At 59.5% G+C, this 19672-nt stretch carries 20 protein-coding genes; 8 read left to right on the plus strand and 12 right to left on the minus strand.

Translation table 11 applies throughout. The features are described 5' to 3' along the window. Nucleotides 1-6 precede the first annotated feature (6 nt). The 5 genes from IE087_RS03145 to IE087_RS03165 all read right to left on the minus strand — a co-directional run bounded on the left by IE087_RS03145 (nt 7) and on the right by IE087_RS03165 (nt 5653). Entirely contained in the window at nt 7-1275 is a 1269-nt protein-coding gene (locus IE087_RS03145; protein ID WP_189367593.1) for an adenylate/guanylate cyclase domain-containing protein, read from the minus strand. Beyond that, the gene (locus tag IE087_RS03150) at nt 1272-2510 is read right to left on the minus strand and encodes a DNA recombination protein RmuC (protein ID WP_189367595.1); all 1239 of its coding nucleotides are present in this window, start codon (nt 2508-2510) and stop codon (nt 1272-1274) included. Before IE087_RS03150 ends, IE087_RS03145 begins: the two co-directional genes overlap by 4 nt. Next, nucleotides 2507-4321 (minus strand): DNA mismatch repair endonuclease MutL, encoded by a 1815-nt coding sequence (gene mutL / locus IE087_RS03155; protein ID WP_189367597.1) that lies wholly within the window; start codon nt 4319-4321, stop codon nt 2507-2509. Before mutL ends, IE087_RS03150 begins: the two co-directional genes overlap by 4 nt. 121 nt (nt 4322-4442) lie before the next feature. Then, complete coding sequence (locus IE087_RS03160; RefSeq protein WP_189367599.1) at nt 4443-5099, minus strand: ChrR family anti-sigma-E factor; 657 nt, start codon at nt 5097-5099, stop codon at nt 4443-4445. A gap of 5 nt (nt 5100-5104) precedes the next feature. After that, the gene (locus IE087_RS03165; RefSeq protein WP_373296486.1) at nt 5105-5653 is read right to left on the minus strand and encodes a sigma-70 family RNA polymerase sigma factor; all 549 of its coding nucleotides are present in this window, start codon (nt 5651-5653) and stop codon (nt 5105-5107) included. A gap of 206 nt (nt 5654-5859) precedes the next feature. Here IE087_RS03165 and IE087_RS03170 point away from each other — a divergent pair, with 206 nt between their 5' ends. The 6 genes from IE087_RS03170 (at nt 5860) to IE087_RS03195 (ending at nt 11053) form a co-directional block, all read left to right on the plus strand. Further along, nucleotides 5860-7161: an NAD(P)/FAD-dependent oxidoreductase gene (locus tag IE087_RS03170; RefSeq protein WP_189367601.1), complete on the plus strand. Its 1302-nt coding sequence runs from the start codon at nt 5860-5862 to the stop codon at nt 7159-7161. After that, the gene (locus IE087_RS03175; protein WP_189367603.1) at nt 7158-7919 is read left to right on the plus strand and encodes a DUF1365 domain-containing protein; all 762 of its coding nucleotides are present in this window, start codon (nt 7158-7160) and stop codon (nt 7917-7919) included. Before IE087_RS03170 ends, IE087_RS03175 begins: the two co-directional genes overlap by 4 nt. Then, on the plus strand, nt 7916-9151 hold the full coding sequence (locus IE087_RS03180) for an MFS transporter (RefSeq protein WP_189367605.1): 1236 nt from the start codon (nt 7916-7918) through the stop codon (nt 9149-9151). Before IE087_RS03175 ends, IE087_RS03180 begins: the two co-directional genes overlap by 4 nt. Nucleotide 9152: 1 nt before the next feature. After that, nucleotides 9153-9734 (plus strand): DUF3833 family protein, encoded by a 582-nt coding sequence (locus tag IE087_RS03185; RefSeq protein WP_189367607.1) that lies wholly within the window; start codon nt 9153-9155, stop codon nt 9732-9734. Then, nucleotides 9731-10468 carry an SDR family NAD(P)-dependent oxidoreductase gene (locus IE087_RS03190; protein WP_229801242.1) on the plus strand — a complete coding sequence of 246 codons (738 nt, stop codon included), beginning with the start codon at nt 9731-9733 and terminating at the stop codon, nt 10466-10468. Before IE087_RS03185 ends, IE087_RS03190 begins: the two co-directional genes overlap by 4 nt. A 258-nt stretch (nt 10469-10726) precedes the next feature. Continuing rightward, the gene (locus IE087_RS03195) at nt 10727-11053 is read left to right on the plus strand and encodes a DUF3775 domain-containing protein (RefSeq protein WP_189367609.1); all 327 of its coding nucleotides are present in this window, start codon (nt 10727-10729) and stop codon (nt 11051-11053) included. Between the two features lie 30 nt (nt 11054-11083). Here IE087_RS03195 and IE087_RS03200 read toward each other — a convergent pair whose 3' ends face one another. The 5 genes from IE087_RS03200 to IE087_RS03220 all read right to left on the minus strand — a co-directional run bounded on the left by IE087_RS03200 (nt 11084) and on the right by IE087_RS03220 (nt 14953). Continuing rightward, nucleotides 11084-11470, minus strand: coding sequence for a hypothetical protein (locus IE087_RS03200; protein WP_189367610.1), 387 nt, complete (start codon nt 11468-11470; stop codon nt 11084-11086). Beyond that, on the minus strand, nt 11470-12522 hold the full coding sequence (locus IE087_RS03205; protein ID WP_189367612.1) for a saccharopine dehydrogenase: 1053 nt from the start codon (nt 12520-12522) through the stop codon (nt 11470-11472). The genes IE087_RS03200 and IE087_RS03205 overlap by 1 nt, the downstream gene beginning before the upstream one ends. After that, nucleotides 12519-13130: a glutathione S-transferase family protein gene (locus tag IE087_RS03210; RefSeq protein ID WP_189367614.1), complete on the minus strand. Its 612-nt coding sequence runs from the start codon at nt 13128-13130 to the stop codon at nt 12519-12521. Before IE087_RS03210 ends, IE087_RS03205 begins: the two co-directional genes overlap by 4 nt. A 24-nt stretch (nt 13131-13154) precedes the next feature. Beyond that, a complete protein-coding gene (locus IE087_RS03215; RefSeq protein ID WP_189367615.1) occupies nt 13155-13808 on the minus strand; it encodes a histidine phosphatase family protein in 654 nt (217 codons plus the stop codon). Nucleotides 13809-13909: 101 nt separating this feature from the next. After that, the gene (locus IE087_RS03220; RefSeq protein WP_189367617.1) at nt 13910-14953 is read right to left on the minus strand and encodes an AbrB family transcriptional regulator; all 1044 of its coding nucleotides are present in this window, start codon (nt 14951-14953) and stop codon (nt 13910-13912) included. Nucleotides 14954-15102: 149 nt separating this feature from the next. On the opposite strand from IE087_RS03220, the gene fdhF reads away from it, so the two are divergent. Then, entirely contained in the window at nt 15103-17868 is a 2766-nt protein-coding gene (gene fdhF / locus IE087_RS03225) for a formate dehydrogenase subunit alpha (RefSeq protein WP_189367618.1), read from the plus strand. Nucleotides 17869-17973: 105 nt separating this feature from the next. Here fdhF and IE087_RS03230 read toward each other — a convergent pair whose 3' ends face one another. Further along, the gene (locus IE087_RS03230; RefSeq protein WP_189367620.1) at nt 17974-18156 is read right to left on the minus strand and encodes a hypothetical protein; all 183 of its coding nucleotides are present in this window, start codon (nt 18154-18156) and stop codon (nt 17974-17976) included. 100 nt (nt 18157-18256) lie between these two features. Between IE087_RS03230 and IE087_RS03235 the strand changes: the two genes are divergently transcribed. After that, entirely contained in the window at nt 18257-19444 is a 1188-nt protein-coding gene (locus IE087_RS03235) for a hydantoinase/carbamoylase family amidase (protein WP_189367622.1), read from the plus strand. On the opposite strand, the gene IE087_RS03240 is transcribed toward IE087_RS03235, so the two are convergent. Continuing rightward, nucleotides 19441-19662 (minus strand): WGR domain-containing protein, encoded by a 222-nt coding sequence (locus IE087_RS03240; RefSeq protein ID WP_189367623.1) that lies wholly within the window; start codon nt 19660-19662, stop codon nt 19441-19443. The two genes, IE087_RS03235 and IE087_RS03240, sit on opposite strands and share 4 nt — an antisense overlap. Nucleotides 19663-19672 lie beyond the last annotated feature (10 nt).

Here is a 19672-nt window from a genome sequence, read left to right on the forward strand (position 1 = left end):
TGATGCTCACTGTAAGGCGGACGTGCCGTCCGCCGCTGCGACGGGCATTCCCCAGGCCGAGATCGTTTCCTGCCGTCCGGGCAACACCAACGATGGAAAGGCTTGCCAGCCCGGGCCGACATTCTCCAACTGGTTCATGACCGCGTCTGAGATCAGCAGTGTCACACCTTGCGTCTTCGTCGCTGTCTCGAGCCGGGCCGCGACGTTCACGGCGTCGCCCAGAACGGTGTACTCCAACCGCCCCTCATCACCCACGACACCCACAAACACCTCGCCCAGATGAATGCCGATCCCCAAACGCACATCGTTGATATGCTCAAGGAGGTCATAGGCAAAGGCGACGGCGCAGGTGGCGGCGTCACCATGGCTGTCGTCAAAGACAACCATCGCGCCGTCGCCAACGAACTTGTCCACGATGCCACCTGTCGCATCCGCCGACTTCGAAATATGGGCCCGGTAGCGCGCCAGAAAGGCGGACAGGTCCGGTGCGCTCATGTTTTCGGCCATGGAGGTGAAACCGCGGATATCCACAAACAGGATAGCCATCCGCTGCTGATGGCCTTCGCGCATGGCGTCGATCCCGCGCGCGGAAAGCTGGTCATTCAACTCGGACGGCAGAAAGCGCGTGAGTTGGCCGCGTGCCTCGGCTTCGTCGATCGAGCGACGCAGCAACGCGCGAATACGCATGGATGCCAGAACCAACACCATCGCCGCTAAGGCGATCATGACGATGCGGACTAAGTTCGGCGGCCACCCAAAAAGAAAGATCAATCCCGCTCGCGCCTCGGCCTCGGTCGCCAGAAAAGGGATCGTCAGGATGGCGGCAAAACCAGCGACCAGCACCAGCGACATGCAGGCGAGAAGCGCCGGATTGAACCGCAGCGCACCGCAGGCCAGAACAACGGGGATCAGCCAAGTCGTTGGAAATGCTGCAACAAACTGTCCCGAAAGTCCCATATTTGACAAGCTGAGCCATGATCCAAGCAGGATGAACACGCAGTCAATCAATGCCGATGGCCACGCCATCCAGGCGCGAAACTGGCCCGCGCGGATGACGAAGATGATCACAAGACCCAAGGCAAAGTAGCTTGCCATCGTCATCGCGGCATAGACGAGTTGCGCTTCGAGCGCCTCGGAGTCTGGCAACCCCGTGAACCAGACGGTGACGAACAGAACCACAGCCAGAGATATCGACATGAGCATGCGCAGGATACCGATGAACCATTCCGCCTGCGCTTCGGCGTCGAAAAAGATACGTTGTGCCTGAGGCGTCATTCGGCGGCAGGGGGGCGGCTGTTCAGCGCGAGCGTGCCTTGATCATCCAGCTCTTCGAAGTCGAAATTGTCCAAACGGTTGGCCCGCTTGCCAGCCTTCTCGGCGCTGATCTTGATATCTTCGATGTCCTTCGAGGCCTGCGAAAAGTGTCGGTCCAGATTGCCAACCCGCGTGCCAAGCCGGTCCACATCAGTCACCAGCATCGACAATTCTTTGCGGATGGCCCCGGCCTGTTCGCGCATCCGTGCATCTTTGAGGATCGCGCGCATTGTGTTCAGCGTTGCCATGCAGGTGGTGGGCGACACGATCCAGACCCGTTTGTCGAACCCTTCCCGCACAAGGTCGGGGAAGTTGGCGTGCAACTCGGCATAGACCGCTTCGGACGGCAGGAACATCAATGCGCCGTCCGCTGTTTCCCCGTCGATGATGTACTTGTCCGAGATATCAGCAATGTGCTTTTTCACAGCCGTTTTCATGGATGCCACGGCCTGTTTCAGCTCGTGATCGGTCTCGGCCCGCCGCAGGGCTTCATAAGCCTCCAAAGGGAATTTTGAATCGATCACAATCGGTCCGGGCGGGTTCGGCAGATGCACCATGCAATCGGCCCGCTTGCCGTTCGAAAGAGTCGGTTGCCACGCATAGCTGTCATTAGGCAGGGCCTTGCCCACGATGTCGCGCAGCTGGATCTCTCCGAACGCACCGCGGGTTTGCTTGTTTGAAAGGATGTCCTGCAGGCTGAGCACATCGCCCGAAAGTTTGGTGATATTGTCCTGTGCCTTGTCGATGGCGGCGAGGCGTTCCTGCAATTGCGTCAGGCTGGTGGTGGTCTGCTTAGAGGAGCCGTACAGCGATTCCTTCATGCGTTCCTGCATTTCGGTCAACGCGCGCTGGCTGCGCATCGCGTTGTCGGCAAGCCGTTCCTGCATCTGCTGCTGCACCGCGCTCAGCCGCTGCTCGACGGTTTGCGCCAGTTGCGCCTGCCCGTTGGTGGCCGTGTCAGACACGGTCTGGATCGACGCGCGCAAGCCTTCTTGACCCTGTGCCAACCCCTGCACATGCTGGCCGAGATAGCCCATTTGCTGGGCGAGCGGCGCTGTGGCACGAGCGGATCGGCCGGCAGCCCGCAACGCCATGATCAGAAGGATCATGATCGCCAACAGGATCGCAGCCCCGATCAGGGCCATCATCACCAGCGGATCGCTGGTGTCCAATGTCGTATCGCCAAACTGGATCATGTGCGCCCAAACAGCCGTTCAATATCGGCCAGCTTCAACTCTACATATGTGGGCCGTCCGTGATTGCACTGGCCGGAATGCGGTGTCGCTTCCATTTCGCGCAGCAGGGCGTTCATTTCTTCGGCGCGCATTCGGCGGCCCGACCGGATCGACCCGTGACAGGCGACGCGGGACAGGATCGCTTCGACTTTTGCCTGAACGGATTGCGACGCCCCCATGTCCGCGAGTTCATCCAGAATGTCGTGGATCATGGCCTTGGCATCGACTTCGCCAAGGATGGCAGGCGTTTCACGCACGGCGACCGCATCCCCGCCAAAGGCTTCGATACCAAGGCCGAAGCGTGCCAGATCATCCGCAATTTCCAGAAGCCGCGCGCATTCGCCCGATGACAGGCTCACGATTTCGGGGATCAGCAAGGCCTGCGCGGCAACGCCGTTTTCAGCCATCTGGTTCTTCAGCTTTTCGTAGACGAGACGTTCATGGGCGGCGTGCTGGTCGACAATCACCATGCCGGTCGCGGTCTGGGCCACGATATAGTTCTCGTGCACTTGCCCGCGAGCCACGCCAAGGGGAAGGTCGGTTGGATCAGCCTCTGGCGCGGGCATTGGTGCAGGGTCGACTACCTGCGCGCTGTAGTCTTGCGCCATCTCGGCAAAGCCGGTTGCCATGGGTGCACGAGGCCCAAGGCTGGGCCGATCCATCTGGTAGACGCGCGGCTCAGTTGGTTCGGGCCGCATGGCCCCGAGCGTTGCGCCCGCCACCGTGGTCGAGGCGCGGTGCCCTGCATTTGCCAGTGCGTGACGCAGGCCGGATACGATCAAACCGCGTGCAACGCCTGGATCGCGGAACCGCACCTCGGACTTCGCCGGATGCACGTTGATATCCACGAGCTGCGGATCGCAGTCGATGAACAAGGCCGCCGCCGGGTGCCGGTCGCGGCTCAGGAAATCGAAATAGGCCGCCCGCAACGCGCCGGTCAGCAGTTTGTCTTTCACAGGCCGACCGTTCACATAGAGGAACTGGGCCACTGCCGCGCCGCGTGAGTAGGTCGGTAAGGCTGCATAGCCGGTCAGGTGCAGGCCTTCGCGTTCTGTATCGATTGGGATCGCGTTATCTGTGAAATCCTGGCCGAGCGTATCCCGCAAACGGCCCTTGAGCGCGGCCATGACATCGCCGCTCTGCGCCTCGACCTTGAAGACGGTGCGCGGGTCGTCCGACACATCTCGCAGTTCGAACCGCACAAAGGGTTCGGCCATGGCAAGGCGCTTGATCACATCGGTGATCGCTTGCGCTTCGGCCCGGTCGGTGCGCAGGAATTTCAGGCGCGCAGGCGTGGCGTAGAAGAGATCACGCAGAGTGATCACGGTACCAGCACTCAGTGCCGCAGGTTTGACGGCGCTGGTGGTTCCACCGGCGACACTGATTTCGGCTGCATCTTCGCCCGGGGCCCGGCTTGTGATGCTTAGTCGGCCAACTGCGCCGAGGCTGGGCAGCGCCTCTCCCCGGAAACCAAAGGTGTGGATATTGAGCAGGTCGCTGCCATCAATCTTGGATGTTGCATGGCGGCTGAGTGCCAGCGGCAGATCCTTGGCCGCGATACCGCAGCCATCGTCTGTCACACGGATCAGTGTTTTGCCGCCGTCCGCAATGTCGACAGAGATCCGTTTAGCTCCGGCATCAATGGCGTTTTCGACCAGTTCCTTGACCGCTGAGGCTGGGCGTTCCACCACCTCACCCGCCGCGATACGGTTGATCGCTGCATCGTCCAACTGCCGGATCACGGGACGTATATTGGGGGTGTGGGTGTTCATGCCACAAGACTTAGCATGCAAGCCCGCGATTCGACCATGACCGTTTTGGCGGACGACACGTCCGCCTTACGAAAGGAGCTGAACGCGCAGAATGGGCGGAGGAGGCCTCCGCCTTACACGGTTAGATTCGTGCGAAACGTTGTGCAATCTTTGGAAGCAAGCCCTGGAAGCGCAATGGCGCGTCCGTGACGGCCAGGCAAATGCAATCCTCGTGGATATCGGCTACGGGCGTGTGATGCATGTCGCTGTCTGCGACTTCTACATCGCCGCGGGCAAAGTAATCGTCTTCGTCCTGAAACGCGCCTTGCAGAACCATAGTCATTTCGATCCCGTGGTGACCGTGATCGGGCATCGCAGCGCCAGCAGGTATGTAGAGCAGACGGGCCGATGCGTCTTTGGATGTCGGTAGAATGGCTTGCTTTACACCCATGCCAATCGCACGCCATTTGATGCTGTCGATGCCGCCGCCAACGTAGTCTTGCAACGGCTTTGGTAGCACCATGTCTTTCGGATGTTGAGTGCGGATTTCGTCCGGCGCTCCACCAGCGATCAGGGCCATCGTGGCTTCGAAGCTGCCAGGTGTCAGTGACACGTTATTCCCTGGGGCCTGTTCCAGAACAGCCCCACCTACCGCGTCGTAGCTTTCGACCCGGGCGCGGCATTCGTCGCAAAGCGATACGTGCGTCGCAACCATGAGGTTGAATGCTTCTGGCAGCGTCCCGGCTGCATAGCCCATCAGGATCTCATCCGTCAGGTGATGTGTGATCTTCTGTTCCATATCCGTCACTTCATCGCATGGCGTAGTCGTTCCAACGCCAATCTAATCCGAGATTTGATCGTGCCCAGGGGCAGACCGGTTTGAGCGGCGATTTCACTATGGGACAGGTCCCCGAAATACGCCTTTTGTATCAGTTCACGCTGGGCTTCCGGCAATTCTGCGATTGCCTGACCCAACTGTTCGCTTTCCTGCTGCAAGGCCATCACGTCGGCCTGGTCAGGTTCTTCTTCGGGTCCCCAACCCAGATCTTCGGGTTCGGGGCGGCGCTGCTTGCGCAGCACGTCAATCTTTCTGTTCCGCGCGATGGTGAAGATCCAGGTCGCCACCGACGCCCGCGCGGGGTCAAACATGTGCGCTTTGTGCCAGCAGGTCGCCATGACCTCTTGCGCGCATTCTTCTGCGAGCGACGCATCCGCGCCTGACTTCATAAGGAACCCTTTGACCCGCGGGGCAAAGTGGGCGAACAGCGCAGCAAAAGCCGCCTGATCCCTGTCGTCACGAATCCGGACCATGTGGTCGACCCACTGCATCCGTTTTCCATCGCTCTCTTGCATGAGTGCCGGTCCTGTTACCGCCCTCGGAAAACCTCCGACGACGGACTGCGCATCTGTTTCAGACGTGTCTAAACCCGCAAACATATCCCGTCTACGCGACACAAGGCGCGTCGGATCAAAAATAAATGTCTGGTTTTTCTACATCCGTTTGCGTCATCCCTCCGTAAATAAGTCAAACCTTGGGACGTACGGGACACGAACGACTGATGCCATTTGAACATGCCATGACCGCACCGAAACGCATTGCCGTGATTGGAGGCGGGATTTCAGGGATGGGGGCAGCACATACGCTGGCGTCAGACCACAACGTGACCCTGTTCGAGGCAGAGCCCCGTCTGGGTGGTCATGCTCGTACAATTATGGCTGGCAAGCGGGGGGATCAGCCGGTCGACACAGGCTTTCTGGTTTTCAACTATGCGAACTATCCGAACATGGCGCGGTTGTTTGATGAACTGGATGTACCGGTTGTCAAATCCAACATGAGCTTCGGCGCATCCATCGACGGTGGTCGGTTGGAGTATGGTTTGGCCAGTTTGGATGCGGTGTTCGCGCAGCGCCGCAACGCACTGAACCCGAAGTTCCTCGGCATGTTCCGCGATATCCTGCGCTTCAACAAGAATGCCCTGCGGGTCGCGAATGAGGATCGGACACGCACGATTGCTCAGTTCCTGGATGTCATGGGGACGGGGGATTGGTTCCGCGATTACTATTTGTTGCCACTCAGTGGTGCGATCTGGTCCACGCCGGTTGAAAAGATCATGGATTTCCCGGCCCATGCGATGATCCAGTTCTTTGAAAACCATGCGCTGCTGCATCATTCGGGCCAGCACCAATGGTACACTGTGAACGGTGGATCGGTCGAATATGTGCGTCGCATCGAGGCTGCCATGCTGGGTAATGGTGTCGACATCCGGCTTGGCGCCCCTGTTCAATCCGTGCGCCGCACGGCGGCTGGCGCACAGGTCAAGGCCTGGGGTGGCGAATGGGAGATGTTTGACGAAGTGGTCTTTGCCACGCATTCCGATGACAGTCTATCGCTGCTGGCTGATCCAACGGCTGAGGAAAAGGCGAGCCTTGGGGCAGTCAAGTATCAGCCCAATGACGTTGTGCTGCACTGCGATGCGGCGATCATGCCTCAACATCCACAGGTCTGGTCCAGCTGGGTCTATACCGAGGATAAGAACGTCCATTCTGACCGCATTGATCTGACCTACTGGATCAATTCGCTGCAACCGATCCCGATGGACGACATGCACTTCGTCACGCTGAATACAAAGCGTACGATCCGCGAAGAGTTGATTTATGATCAGACTGTGTTGCGCCACCCGGTCTATGATCTGGCCGCACTGGCCGCACAGGATCAGGTGCGGGCGATGAACGGGGCCAACAACACGTGGTACTGCGGCGCTTGGATGCGCCACGGGTTCCACGAGGATGGGCTGACCGCAGGGCTGGATGTGGCCCGGGCTTTGTTGCGCGCACCTCAGATGCAGGTGGCTGCAGAATGACGGCCACCGTCGATCATATCGCAGGCGTGACCTTTCATGGGCGCAAGGGATGCATCGAAAACGCCTTCCGCTACAGCGTGGACTACATGTTGCTAGATGCCGAAGCCGAGCTGCGCGTGCCCCGCCTGTTCGGGCGCAATCGGCGCGGACTCATGGCGCTTGATGACAAGGATCATGGTGGTGCGCCCAAGGCTGGGCGGGGTGCACCGTGGGTGCGCGAGGTGTTGCAGGCTCATCAGATCACAGGCGTGACCAGGATCGAACTTTTGGCCCAACCCAAGGTGATGGGCCACGTGTTCAACCCTGTCAGTTTCTGGCTCTGTCGCCGCGCGGATGATCAGATGATCGCGGTCATTGCCGAAGTAACGAACACTTTCGGTGATCGGCACAGTTACCTTGTGAACCATGCCGACCTGCGTCCCATCGCGCCCGAGGATCGGCTGCGCGCCACCAAGATACTTCATGTGTCGCCCTTCCAACCCATAGAAGGCGGGTACGAGTTTCGTTTTGATATTCGGGACGACAGGATCGGGGTCTGGATCGACTATTCCCGAGACGGTGAAGGTGGGTTGATTGCCACACTCACGGGACGTCGCTGTGCCCTCACCAACCGAGCCATTCTTCGTGCCGCTCTGCGCCGCCCGTTCGGATCGCGTCGCGTGTTGGCCCTGATCCACTGGCAGGCGCTGAAGCTTTGGTGGAGGCGCGCGACCTATCGCGCCCGTCCAGTTCCTCCGTCCGAGGAGGTGTCACGGTGAGCAACGCGCGGCCTCAACGACTTTCGGCATACGCGGTTTTTGCCGCGTTGCTGAGTGCAGCCGGGCTGCCGATCTATATACATGCGCCCAAGTTCTATGTGGACGAATACGGCGTATCGCTGGCAGCGCTGGGCGCCGTTTTGTTCGGGTTGCGTTTGCTGGACGTGGTGCAGGATCCATTGTTTGGGCGGTTGTCTGAGGCTTTGCGATCCCGGCGCGGCGTTGCCGTGCTGATCGGTTGCACGGTTATGGCGCTGTCCATGTTGGGTCTGTTTGCGGTGCCGCCACTCCTGCCGCCGCTGCTCTGGTTCGCGCTGATGCTGACCGGCGTGTTTTCGGCGTTCAGTTTCCTGACCATCAACTTCTATGCCCAAGGTGTGGTCAAGGCGGACCGCTTGCCGGGACAAGGCCATTTGATGCTCGCGCGCTGGCGCGAAACTGGCGCGCTGCTGGGCGTTTGCGTGGCGGCGATAACGCCGGTCATGCTGGGCGGGTTTATGGGCGCGCCGTTTGCAGGGTTTGCCGTTGGGTTCGCTGTGCTGGCTTTGGCTGCCATCGTGATGATGCGCGGCGAATGGGTGAGTGACGGCTTGCCTCCATCGGTCGGGTTCAAGGCTGTTCTGGGCGATGCGTTGGCGCGCAAGCTGCTATTAATCGCTTTGGTCAACGCTGCCCCGGTTGCGGTCAGTTCCACCCTTTTCCTGTTCTTCGTTGAAAGCCGGCTGGACGCGCCAGGGTTCGAAGGGCCGTTGTTGTTGCTGTTTTTCCTGTGCGCTGCCATAGCCGCGCCCATCTGGGGCCGCCTGGCGGAGCGGTATGGACCGAAGCCTGTTTTGCTGAGCGCGATGGTGCTGGCTATCCTCGCCTTTGGTTGGGCCGTCACTCTCGGATCTGGCGACTGGATGGCTTTCGCGATCATTTGTGCCCTGTCTGGTGCTACACTGGGCGCAGACCTGACCGTCCTTCCTGCTGTGTTTGCCACGCGCATGGCCCGGATCAGCCCCTCGGCCGCCGAAGGATTTGGCCTTTGGTCATTTGTTTCGAAATTCACCCTGGCCTTTGCTGCCGTCACCCTGTTGCCCGCGCTTGAGCGGGCGGGGTTTGACAGCGCAGCGGCCACTCACCCGCCCGAAGCTCTGACGCTTCTCACGCTGCTTTATGCGGCTGTGCCTTGTGGCCTCAAGGTCGTAGCGATTGCGCTGCTCGCCACGACCGACCTGAAGGAGACCTGACATGGACGCCTTGATACCTGCGCTTTTGGGTGCTGTCGTCGTGATGATGTGCGGCTGGACCAGATCCCGCTATGCCGACTTTCTAGCCCAAAGCCCGGATGACTATGCCAATGGAAACGGACCGCAATTCGATGTTCGAACGCACCTGAATGGCCCCATCATTTGCGAAGGGGTCATATTTGGTCCCACTGGACGTGTATCTTCCCGATTTGTCGGCGAGTTTGATTGCAGGTGGGAAGGCAATTCTGGTGTTATGGACGAGGTCTTTACCTATGATGATGGGTCTACGCAGACGCGCGCATGGCGACTGACCATAGGCAACGACGGCAAGATTGTTGCCCGCGCTGATGATGTTGTCGGTGACGGTACGGGGCAGCAGACAGGCAGTTCTGTCCAGCTGAAATACAAGTTCCGCCTGCCGGATGAATCAGGCGGACATGTGCTGGACACAGTCGATTGGATGTATCTCGCGCCCAATGGCACCATCGTGAACCGATCGCAGTTCCGAAAATACGGGATCAAGGTGGCCGAGTTGGTGGCGACCATGCGCCCTGCCAATCAAGAGATGAAAGAAGCAGCATGAATGACATGTCCCTTAGCGGCAAACGGTACTGGCTGGTGGGTGCGGGCGACGGTTTGGGTCGCGCGCTGGCCCACTGCATGAGCCGCGCAGGGGTCGAAGTGGTCGTGTCGTCCCGTGGTGAAGACAAGCTGAAGGAATTGGTCGAGGAGCTGCCCGGTAAGGCGTCATACCAGACAGTCGATATTTCTGATGATGATAGTGTCAAAGCGGCTGCGGAGGCTGTGGGAGAGATCGACGGGCTGGTACTTTTAGCGGGTGTTTATTGGCCCTTCTCGGCTAGGGAATGGAACGCCGAACAGGCGGTTGCGATGGCAGATGTGAACTTTACCGGCTTCATGCGGGTGCTGGGTCAGGTGGTACCAGCCTTCGTGAAGAAGGACGCAGGCCACATCGTCATCACGTCATCTTTGACCGGTTTTCGTGGGTTACCGGGATCAATTGGCTATACCGCTTCAAAGGCGGCCACGATGTCGCTCGCCGAATGCATGTATGCTGATCTGCGTGGCACGGGCGTGCGGGTTCAGGTGGCCAATCCGGGTTTCATCAAAACCCAGCTGACTGACAAGAACGATTTCAACATGCCGTTCATCATGGAGCCCGAGGCCGCCGCGCGCGAGATGTTCGAGCTTATGCTGACGGACAGTTTCAAAAAGAGTTTCCCGACCTTCTTTTCTCTGCTCTTCCGCGGCTCACAGTTTTTGCCGGACTGGATATACTATCGGATTTTTTCTTAGCATCCAAGATCGCTCGCCGATGGTGCGCCAGCAATCTCGTCCGGATTTCAGTTCCTGTGTTTGGAAGTGCAAACCTTGGCCGTCTATCTCACTGCACTGGTTTATGCTACAGTACATCGTGCTTTTTTGATGCTTTGGCGGTTGCAATGTCATGAGAGAAAGCGAGGCAACGTCGGTACGCTTGCTGAATACTTAATTGATACGGATCAAGGCGGCAGGTTTGCGGACTGAGCAGGATGAGCTCAGGAGGTTTGAACCATGAATCTTGAGATTGAACGGGCCATCGTCGCGCAGGTGGTATTGATGGGGCGCGAGCTTGAGCGGGCCGAGGGTGAATTACGTGGTCTGATTGATCGCCTCGATACTGACGAGCAGGCTGAACTGGTGGCGATCATGTGGGTTGGGCGGGGTGCCTTTGAGCCGGATGATTGGGAGGAAGCCGTCGCAACGGCAGAGGCCGAAGCCACCACACCATGTGCCGATTACTTGCTCGGAACGCCGCATTTTCCAGATCATCTGGAAGCGGGAATGGAAGCATTGGGATTGCCTCTGGGCGATGAAGAGGAGGCATTGCTTGGTAGGTAGAGCACCGGCGTTCCTTCTACATTCGAGGTCTCAGTTTGTTGTTTCGTATGGCAGGTCATCTGGGTCGATGCCGACAAAGTCGGGCGCGGGAGTGACAGGCAACCGGATGGCCTGAATTGTTGTGTCACCGGCCAGCAAAGCTTGGACAACGCGGTGCATTCCGTCCATCAACCGTCCCTCGGCATCAAGTATGATCGGGTAAGCACGGTTCGCCTGTTTCACCAGTTGCATATGATGGGCGATCGTCCGTGGCGTCGGGGTGACGTTGTGCGCGAACCACCAGTTTTCATCCACCTCCGCGATTTCGGTCAATCGAACAGGTTGGGGCAAGAGGCCCACGCTGGCTTCAGCGATCTTGCGCATATCCCAAGCCAAAAGTCCGCGTGGGCTGGGTCTGAAGTGATATTGCAGGCGCATCAGTGCTCCATGGCCGCGTCAAAAGTTGCCTTGGCGCGTTTCCACACGCCTGTGCTTAGGTCCGACAGGGTCAACAGGCTTGGCAGCAATTGATCCGCATAGTCTTCGCTGCTTTCTAACGGCAGCATCGACGGCAAGTTGTCGATCGCTGTAACGTCCAGCGGTGGTGCGTCATGCACGCGCAAGGCTGGCGCACCCCAGGTGGTTGTCCGATCATAGACCTTGATGGGGGAGAAATCGCTGTCTGGGTCACAGGCTATGTCGCCGATGACACTGAGGTTGCGTGCGGCGTGCGGTGTCCCCGCGGGGACAAAGATGGGTGTGCCGGGGCGTGCCAGAATGCAGTTGAAAAAGATGTCATGCGCCAACACTTCCGGGAATGGGCCACCATGGTTGGTTTCGGCCATGTCCCAGCGGGTCGTTGGAACACCCATCACCGTACACAAGTCTGCGGCACCTGTACCAACACGACCCAAGGCACCGATGATCAGGGCGGTGGGGCGGTGTGTGCCGGTGCCCACAAGGTCTGATTGCAGTTCGGCCAAAAGGTGGTTTGAACTCGGATACGAGTTAACTGGTCCGGTCATCTGATGTTTTTGCTGTGCGATCCAGCATTTGAGCGCAACGGCAGCGCCTGCGTAGCCTGCCCAGTACCCGAAGGCTGCAACGCGTTTTCCGGCCTCGTCCACGAGGTATTCCAGGTCATAAAGCGTGCCGCCACCCACCTTGAATCTTTGTAACAGGATTTGACCTGCTGGCTGTCCCTTGTAGGCGTGACCGAACATGATGTGCTTATGTGCCAAGGGTGTGCCATCATCGGGTAGTTCCTTGAGGCCAAAGATGATCGCATCCGCGGGTGCGGTTGGCCATGTGTTCTCGGCGGCGATGGTGGCGCCGGCATTGGCGTAGCGGTCGGTTGGGATGCAGCGGGTTTGGCTGTCTTCGACTGTGACTGCGATACCTGCCTCTATCAGCTTAGCTGTGCCTTCAGGGGTCAGGCCAACCCGGTCTTCGTTCTCTCGTTGCTCGGCCCGAACCCAAAGATGTGTCATCGCATCATGCCTTTGGCGCGGATGGTTTTGACGCTGTCGCGCGCGCCCATCGCGTCCATGAAGGCGCGAATTTTCGGGAAAGGTGCAAGGTCAACACCGTCACCTGGCAGCCATGAGCACACCATGAACAGGTATGCGTCCGCAATTGTGATCTGGTCGCCTAGGATGAAGGGGCCAGTGAGGCATTCGTCTTCGACAAACTGGGCTGAGGCCGTCATCGTTTCGGGCACTTTTGCCTTCATGTCCTGCCAACTGGAGTCCTGATCGGCCCAGCGGTGGCCGCGCATCTTGTGGGCGTGGTTCACATGCATGGTTGAGGCAAGGTAGTACATCACGCTGCGCGCCTTGGCTGCGTCGATGGGGTTTGCGGGCAAAAGGGCAGGGGCTTGGGCCGCGATATAGTCGAGGATCGCACCTGTTTCCGTCAGTATCGTACCGTCTATTTCAAGAGCCGGAACGCGCCCCTTCGGATTGACCTTGGCATAGTCGGGCGATTGTTGATCGCCTGCGGCAAAGTCGAGCTGGTGCGTGTCATAGGCAAGCCCCGCCTCTTCCAGTGCGATGGCGACTGCAATCGAGATGGTGCCGGTTGCGTAGTAGAGTTTCATGGGCGGATCCTCGGATCTGGTGCGTTAGACATGCGTTTGCGCATGATGGCGGTCGGGGTGTTCGAGGTGTGGCACTGCATTGAACATTACGGGCGACCATGTGCCCCCGATGGGATGCAGCCGGTGCATCGAGGTGTTCATGATCGCGAGTGCCACGTTGGCCATGGCCGAAACCTCAAGCCCCAGATGCAGCCGCATTGTCATGGCGATCAGCCCGCCGGACGTAACAACGAGAGCTGGTCCTTCGCCCTCGCCAATCTCGGTCAGGGCGTCCTTGATCCGCGTCTCGAACTCGGAAAATCGTTCGGGCACATTTTCGAGCTTGTCGCTCTGCCAGTGGCTAAGAACCTTGGGGAAGTGGTGCACGAATTCGGAGGGTGCTGCCGGGATGGGAATCCCGTGTTCGGCTTCCAACGCTTCGGCCATCGTGAAGTATTCCAGCTCGTTCAGGCGGGGGTCTTCTGTGGCTTTCATCCCAGTGTCCATACCGTTCGCGGTCTCGCGATGCCGTCGCAAGGTGCCGGTGTAGAGCCGTGTGTGGTGCTGATGCGTGGCGCGCATGTGGTCGCCCAGCCATGCCGCCTGTTGGTGGCCAAGGTCAGACAGCTGGTCGTAGCTCGCTTCGTCCTTGGCATGGGTGTTGGCTTGGCCGTGGCGGATCAGGGTAATGTGGGACATGGGTGCCTGTTGAGTATTTCACTTCGTTCTAGGCGAGCGATGCGCATGTGGAAAGTGCGGGAGCCTCCGGCGGAAGTTTATTTTGCAAGATGAAGACTGGATCAGGCGCGTTTGAGGCGCCCGACGAAGGCGGGCAATAGGATTGTCAGGAACAATAGGCGGGAGACGTGCGCGGCAGCAACGAACCCGGGATTGGCCCCCAGCACGACGCCCATGGCGATCATCGTTTCCAAGCCGCCGGGGGCAAAGGCGATAAGCACATGTGTCGGATCGAAGCCGAGCGCGTAGGCCACGGGCAGTGCGGCGGCCAGAGCCATGAGAACCGTCAGTGTTGTGACGGTGAGCCCGGCCAACAGAGACGTTGCCAACGCCCTTCGTGTGATGCCGTTGAATCGGGCGCCGATCAGGGTGCCCACAGTCATCAGCCCCAGATAGCTGAGCCATGGGGCCATGACGCCCGGTGTGACCTCGGCCGCGTGACCGAGGCTGGAGGCGATCATGCCGCCGATCAGAAGCGGTGCAGGCAGGCCGATCTTGTCAAGAATGAACCCAAGGGCGAGGCCAGCGGCCAACAGTGTGACAAGGTGCAGCCAAGCCATCGGCGGACCGGGTGGCAACACTTGTCCGGTCATTTCAAAACCGAAGGCAAGGGCTATGGCAGGTACGGTGAGTGTAAGCGCGAGCAGCCGAACCGATTGGATTACGACGATGCGCGTGGTGTCGAGGTTCAGCCCCGTCGACAGCCCGACGACAAAACTCAGATGCCCCGGGGCAGAGGCAAGGTAAGCGCTGCGGTGGTCCAGCCCGAAGCCGTGTCGTAGCAACCGCCCGCAGAGCCAGAGCGTCGCCCAAAGCATCAGTCCCAGTGCGGCAAAGGCCAGCGGCCAGCGCAGCATGGCATCTGTTGCGTTGCTGTCCACGCCGCTGCCAATGCTGACGCCTACGAGCAGAAAGACAAGGTTGCGTACGGTGTCGTCGATGCCCGTCCGCAGCCCGGCGAGGGCGGCAAGGCTGACGATAAGCGCGGGTCCGGTCAGGACGGCGATGGGTGCGCCGATGGCTTCTGCGATGGCGGCGCCGAGCCCTCCTACGATCAGGGTTTGTCCGGTGATGCGCAGGCTGGTGGGTGTAGGGCGGACAAGCATGCCCTTTGGCTATCCTTGTTGCCGGGGGTGAGCAATGGTTGCGGATCGGAAACCCGCATGGCGCAAAACCGGCGTGCGGCGTCGGGATTGGGAGTCAACTGGTCTGGTGCGCTCGCCTATATCGGATGGGTAATAGGGAGATTTGGCGCATGTCGGACAAGGTGACATTCACACTGGATGGGCAGGAAGTGCAGGCCGAAGCTGGCATGACCATTTGGGAGGTTGCCAATGGTCGCGGTCTGGTGATCCCGCATTTGTGCCACAAGCCTGCGCCGGGTTATCGCCCCGACGGCAACTGCCGCGCCTGTATGGTCGAGATCGAAGGTGAGCGTGTTCTGGCGGCCTCGTGTATTCGCGAGCCGTCGGAAGGAATGGTTGTGACGACCAACTCCGCGCGGGCCGAGAATGCACGGAAGATGGTGGTCGAAATGTTGGTGGCAGACCAGCCCGAGCGGGATGTGGCCCACGACAAGTCTGCGCATCTTTGGGACATGGCCGAAATGAATGGCGTGTCAGAAAGCCGTTTTCCCAAATTGGAAGAGGGCCGCATTCCGCTGCTAGATGATTCCCATGTGGCGATGTCCGTCAATCTGGATGCCTGCATTCAATGCGGCCTTTGTGTCCGCGCCTGCCGCGAGGTTCAGGTCAATGACGTGATTGGTATGGCGGGGCGGGGGCATGACGCCTATCCGACCTTCGACTTTGCCGATCCGATGGGCGAGTCGACCTGCGTTGCCTGTGGCGAGTGTGTACAGGCTTGCCCGACCGGTGCGCTGATGCCGTCGACCGTGGTTGACGATCAGCAAGTAGGCGACAGTGCGGATTACGATGATGAGGTCGAGAGCATTTGTCCGTTCTGCGGGGTGGGTTGCCAGATTTCGCTGAAGGTGAAGGATGGCAAAGTCAAATATGTCGAGGGCATCAATGGCCCAGCGAACGAGGGTCGGCTGTGTGTGAAGGGCCGTTTTGGCTTTGACTATATCCACCATGATCACCGTCTGACCAAGCCGCTGATCCGGCGCGACGATGCGCCCGCCAAAGGGTTGAACGTGGACCCCGGCAACTGGTCGACGCATTTCCGGGAAGCGTCTTGGGAAGAAGCGTTGGACTTTGCGGCGAATGGGCTGAAGGGTCGGGGCCGTGAGGTCGCCGGGTTTGGGTCGGCGAAGTGTACGAACGAGGAAGCCTACCTGTTTCAGAAAATGATCCGGCAGGGTTTTGGCCATAACAACGTCGATCACTGCACACGGCTGTGCCACGCGTCGTCCGTTGCGGCGTTGATGGAAAATGTAGGGTCGGGCGCGGTGACAGCGACCTTCAACGAGATCGAGAATGCGGATGTGGCAATTGCCATCGGCTGCAACCCGATTGAGAACCACCCGGTGGCGGCTACATATTTCAAGCAATTCACCAAGCGTGGTGGGAAACTGATTGTGATGGACCCGCGCGGTCAGGCTTTGAAGCGCTTCGCCAGCCACATGCTACAGTTCCGGCCCGGCGCTGACGTCTCGATGCTGAACGCGATCATGCATGTGATTGTCGAGGAGGGGCTGTACGACCAGCAATATATTGATGCCTACACCGAGAACTGGGAGGCAGAGAAAGAGCATCTGGCGGGCTTTACGCCCGAGAAGATGGCAGAGATTTGCGGGATAGAGGCGGATGTATTGCGTGATGTGGCACGCACCTTTGCCGGGGCGAAATCAGCGATGATTTTCTGGGGCATGGGTGTGTCGCAGCACATCCATGGGACGGATAACTCGCGTTGCCTGATCTCGTTGGCGCTGATGACGGGGCAGGTGGGCCGCCCGGGCGCTGGGCTGCATCCGCTGCGGGGGCAAAACAATGTGCAGGGTGCGTCGGATGCAGGCCTGATCCCGATGTTCTTGCCCGACTACCAGACGGTGACGGATGATGGCGTGCGGTCCGCTTTCACGGATGTTTGGGGCTCCGGCGACTTCTCGAACGAGAAGGGGCTGACCGTGACCGAGATCATGGATGCGGTCCATGCCGATCAGATCAAGGCGATGTATATTTTGGGTGAGAACCCGGCCATGTCTGACCCGGATGTGGAGCATGCGCGGGATGCGCTGGCCAAGCTGGACCATCTGGTGGTGCAGGACATTTTTATTACCGAGACGGCGAACTATGCCGATGTGATTCTGCCTGCGTCGGCATTTGCTGAAAAGACGGGGACTGTGACCAATACGAACCGTCAGGTTCAGATGGGCCGCCCCGCTGTACCGCCACCCGGCGAGGCCAAGGAAGACTGGTGGATCGAGGTGGAATTGGCGAAGCGTCTGGGCCTTGGCTGGACCTATGAGAGCCCGGCAGATGTGTTCGCCGAAATGAAGCTGAATATGAAGTCGCTGGACAATATCACCTGGGAGCGGCTGGAGGGGCAGAACGCGGTTACCTATCCGTCCCTGTCGCCGGATGATCCAGGTCAGGCCATCGTGTTTGGTGATGGGTTCCCGCGGCCGGATGGGCGTGCGCGATTTACACCTGCTGCGGTGATCCCGCCCGATGATGTGCCGGATGCCGACTATCCGATGATTATGACCACGGGGCGGCAACTGGAGCATTGGCATACCGGGTCAATGACTCGCCGCGCAACTGTACTGGATGCTGTTGAGCCGGAGGCAAACTGTTCGTTGCATCCATCTACCCTGCGAAAGCTGGGCGTGGTGCCGGGGGACATGGTGCGGCTGACCACCAAGCGCGGATCAATCGAGATCATGGCGCGCGAGGACAGGGCGGTGTCGCCAGACATGGTATTCCTGCCCTTTGCCTTCGTGGAGGCGGCGGCAAACATCCTGACGAACCCGGCGGTGGACCCTTATGGCAAGATTCCGGAGTTCAAGTTCTCGGCCGTTCGGGTCGAGGCAGTAACCGGGGCGGTCGCAGCGGAGTGATCTTGATGAGCGCCTGATGGCGCGCACGATTCACTTTTGTTGATGAGGGGCTGTCTGCCCCTCAAACTCCCCGAAGGTATTTTGAGCCAGAAGAAGAGAACAGTCTCAGGTGCAATGGACGCCGGTTGGTACGAGTTCGAAGCCGGTGATTTCGAATTCGTACATATCGGAGCGGTCGGGCTTTTCTGCGCGAGCGATCAGCTTGCCCGCGTCATTGGTATAAACTGCATGAGCCGTGTGCAGTGCGCGATAGCAATGTGTTCCGTCTGGATAGTAGTATTTGATCATTGATCAGCAGCCTCTTTTCTCAACTTTCTGGAACTTAAGCAGGTCTGGTGCCATGTTCCGGCAATAGCCAGCGGTTCGCGGTTGATAGGAGTAAACGAGCATGATCAATCCTGACCGGTTTCTCAACGACCTGCATGCACTGTGCCGGTTTGGTGCCTCGGGTGTCGGCAAAGGTGTTGTGCGGCCCGCCTATTCCGAGGCTGACATCGCGGCGCGCGATTGGTTGGCGTCGCGGATTGCTGACGCCGGCTTGACGCCGCATTTTGACGCGATGGGGAACTTGTTTGGACTGGCTGAGGGGCCGTCGTTGCTGCTTGGGTCGCATTCCGACAGTCAGCCGCAAGGCGGGTGGCTGGACGGTGCCTTGGGTGTGGTTGCGGCCTTGGAGGTGGCGCGGGCAAGCGTCGAAGCCGGCGGACCTGCGATTTCGGTTGTGTCATTTCAGGACGAGGAGGGGCGCTATGGCGTCACGACCGGATCCAACGTGTGGTCTGGTGGGCTGTCTTTGGCCGATGCGGATGCGTTGCTTGACCATGACGATGTTTCGCTTGGACATGCGCGCGCGGTTGTTGGGGATCGTGCAGGCGCGTCCGTCGATCCGGCGCAGTTCACCGGCTTTATCGAACTGCATATCGAGCAGGGCGCGACACTGGACACTGCGGGCGAGCAAATAGGTGTCGTGACCGACATTGTCGGCATTCGGGATCGAGTGATCACGCTGACCGGGCAACAGAACCATGCCGGCACGACGGCGATGGCGCTGCGGCGGGATGCGTTTCAGGGGTTGGTTGCATTTTCCAGCCGCTTGAACGAGCGGTTGCGAAATGTGGTCACGCCGCAAACCGTGTGGACGATTGGGCATGTGGCGGTCAGCCCCAATGCGTCGTCCATCGTGCCGGGTCAGGTGCGCTTTTCCATGCAATGGCGGGATGCGGATGTGGTCCGGTTGGCGCGGATGGAGGCGGTGATCGAGGACACTCTGTCAGAGATCGCGGCAGAATTGGACCTTGGCGTCGAGAAAGGACCGCTGCTCGGATTGGAGCCAGTGGCGATGGATGCTGATCTGCGCGCCAAGCTTGAAGCCGGTGCCGAGATGGTCGCACCGGGAAAATGGCGGCGAATGCCTTCGGGAGCCCTGCATGACGCGACAAATGTGGCCCGGTGTATGCCGGTTGCAATGCTGTTTGTGCCGTCAATCGGCGGCATCAGCCATGCGTTCGAGGAGGATACGAACGAGGCCGATCTTGTGGCGGGTCTGAAGGTATTGGCCCATGCCGCCGGACTTTAGGCGGCGCGGGCGTATCCGCGCTTGATGGCCCGCTGTCTGTAGCGGTCGGCGGCGGTTGATGCGGCCCGCAGATCGCTATGGCAGGTCACACGTTGGCATGGCTTTCCGCCGATCAATCCCCACTCGATAACCACGGATGCTTCGGCGAACAGGTTCAACGTGATTTCAACCCGGTAGAACCGGGTTTGACTGGAACGGTAGAGGAGTGCTTCAATCATGTTTCGATTC

Source organism: Tateyamaria omphalii (assembly GCF_014651375.1).
GTDB lineage: Bacteria > Pseudomonadota > Alphaproteobacteria > Rhodobacterales > Rhodobacteraceae > Tateyamaria > Tateyamaria omphalii.

Excerpts from the sequence above, each read along its gene's own strand:
- IE087_RS03145 (WP_189367593.1), bottom strand. The coding sequence starts at position 1,275 with ATGACGCCTCAGGCACAACGTATCTTTTTCGACGCCGAAGCGCAGGCG.
- IE087_RS03150 (WP_189367595.1), bottom strand. The coding sequence starts at position 2,510 with ATGATCCAGTTTGGCGATACGACATTGGACACCAGCGATCCGCTGGTG.
- mutL (WP_189367597.1), bottom strand. The coding sequence starts at position 4,321 with ATGAACACCCACACCCCCAATATACGTCCCGTGATCCGGCAGTTGGAC.
- IE087_RS03160 (WP_189367599.1), bottom strand. The coding sequence starts at position 5,099 with ATGGAACAGAAGATCACACATCACCTGACGGATGAGATCCTGATGGGC.
- IE087_RS03165 (WP_373296486.1), bottom strand. The coding sequence starts at position 5,653 with ATGCAAGAGAGCGATGGAAAACGGATGCAGTGGGTCGACCACATGGTC.
- IE087_RS03170 (WP_189367601.1), top strand. The coding sequence starts at position 5,860 with ATGCCATTTGAACATGCCATGACCGCACCGAAACGCATTGCCGTGATT.
- IE087_RS03175 (WP_189367603.1), top strand. The coding sequence starts at position 7,158 with ATGACGGCCACCGTCGATCATATCGCAGGCGTGACCTTTCATGGGCGC.
- IE087_RS03185 (WP_189367607.1), top strand. The coding sequence starts at position 9,153 with ATGGACGCCTTGATACCTGCGCTTTTGGGTGCTGTCGTCGTGATGATG.
- IE087_RS03190 (WP_229801242.1), top strand. The coding sequence starts at position 9,731 with ATGAATGACATGTCCCTTAGCGGCAAACGGTACTGGCTGGTGGGTGCG.
- IE087_RS03195 (WP_189367609.1), top strand. The coding sequence starts at position 10,727 with ATGAATCTTGAGATTGAACGGGCCATCGTCGCGCAGGTGGTATTGATG.
- IE087_RS03200 (WP_189367610.1), bottom strand. The coding sequence starts at position 11,470 with ATGCGCCTGCAATATCACTTCAGACCCAGCCCACGCGGACTTTTGGCT.
- IE087_RS03205 (WP_189367612.1), bottom strand. The coding sequence starts at position 12,522 with ATGACACATCTTTGGGTTCGGGCCGAGCAACGAGAGAACGAAGACCGG.
- IE087_RS03210 (WP_189367614.1), bottom strand. The coding sequence starts at position 13,130 with ATGAAACTCTACTACGCAACCGGCACCATCTCGATTGCAGTCGCCATC.
- IE087_RS03215 (WP_189367615.1), bottom strand. The coding sequence starts at position 13,808 with ATGTCCCACATTACCCTGATCCGCCACGGCCAAGCCAACACCCATGCC.
- IE087_RS03220 (WP_189367617.1), bottom strand. The coding sequence starts at position 14,953 with ATGCTTGTCCGCCCTACACCCACCAGCCTGCGCATCACCGGACAAACC.
- fdhF (WP_189367618.1), top strand. The coding sequence starts at position 15,103 with ATGTCGGACAAGGTGACATTCACACTGGATGGGCAGGAAGTGCAGGCC.
- IE087_RS03230 (WP_189367620.1), bottom strand. The coding sequence starts at position 18,156 with ATGATCAAATACTACTATCCAGACGGAACACATTGCTATCGCGCACTG.
- IE087_RS03235 (WP_189367622.1), top strand. The coding sequence starts at position 18,257 with ATGATCAATCCTGACCGGTTTCTCAACGACCTGCATGCACTGTGCCGG.
- IE087_RS03240 (WP_189367623.1), bottom strand. The coding sequence starts at position 19,662 with ATGATTGAAGCACTCCTCTACCGTTCCAGTCAAACCCGGTTCTACCGG.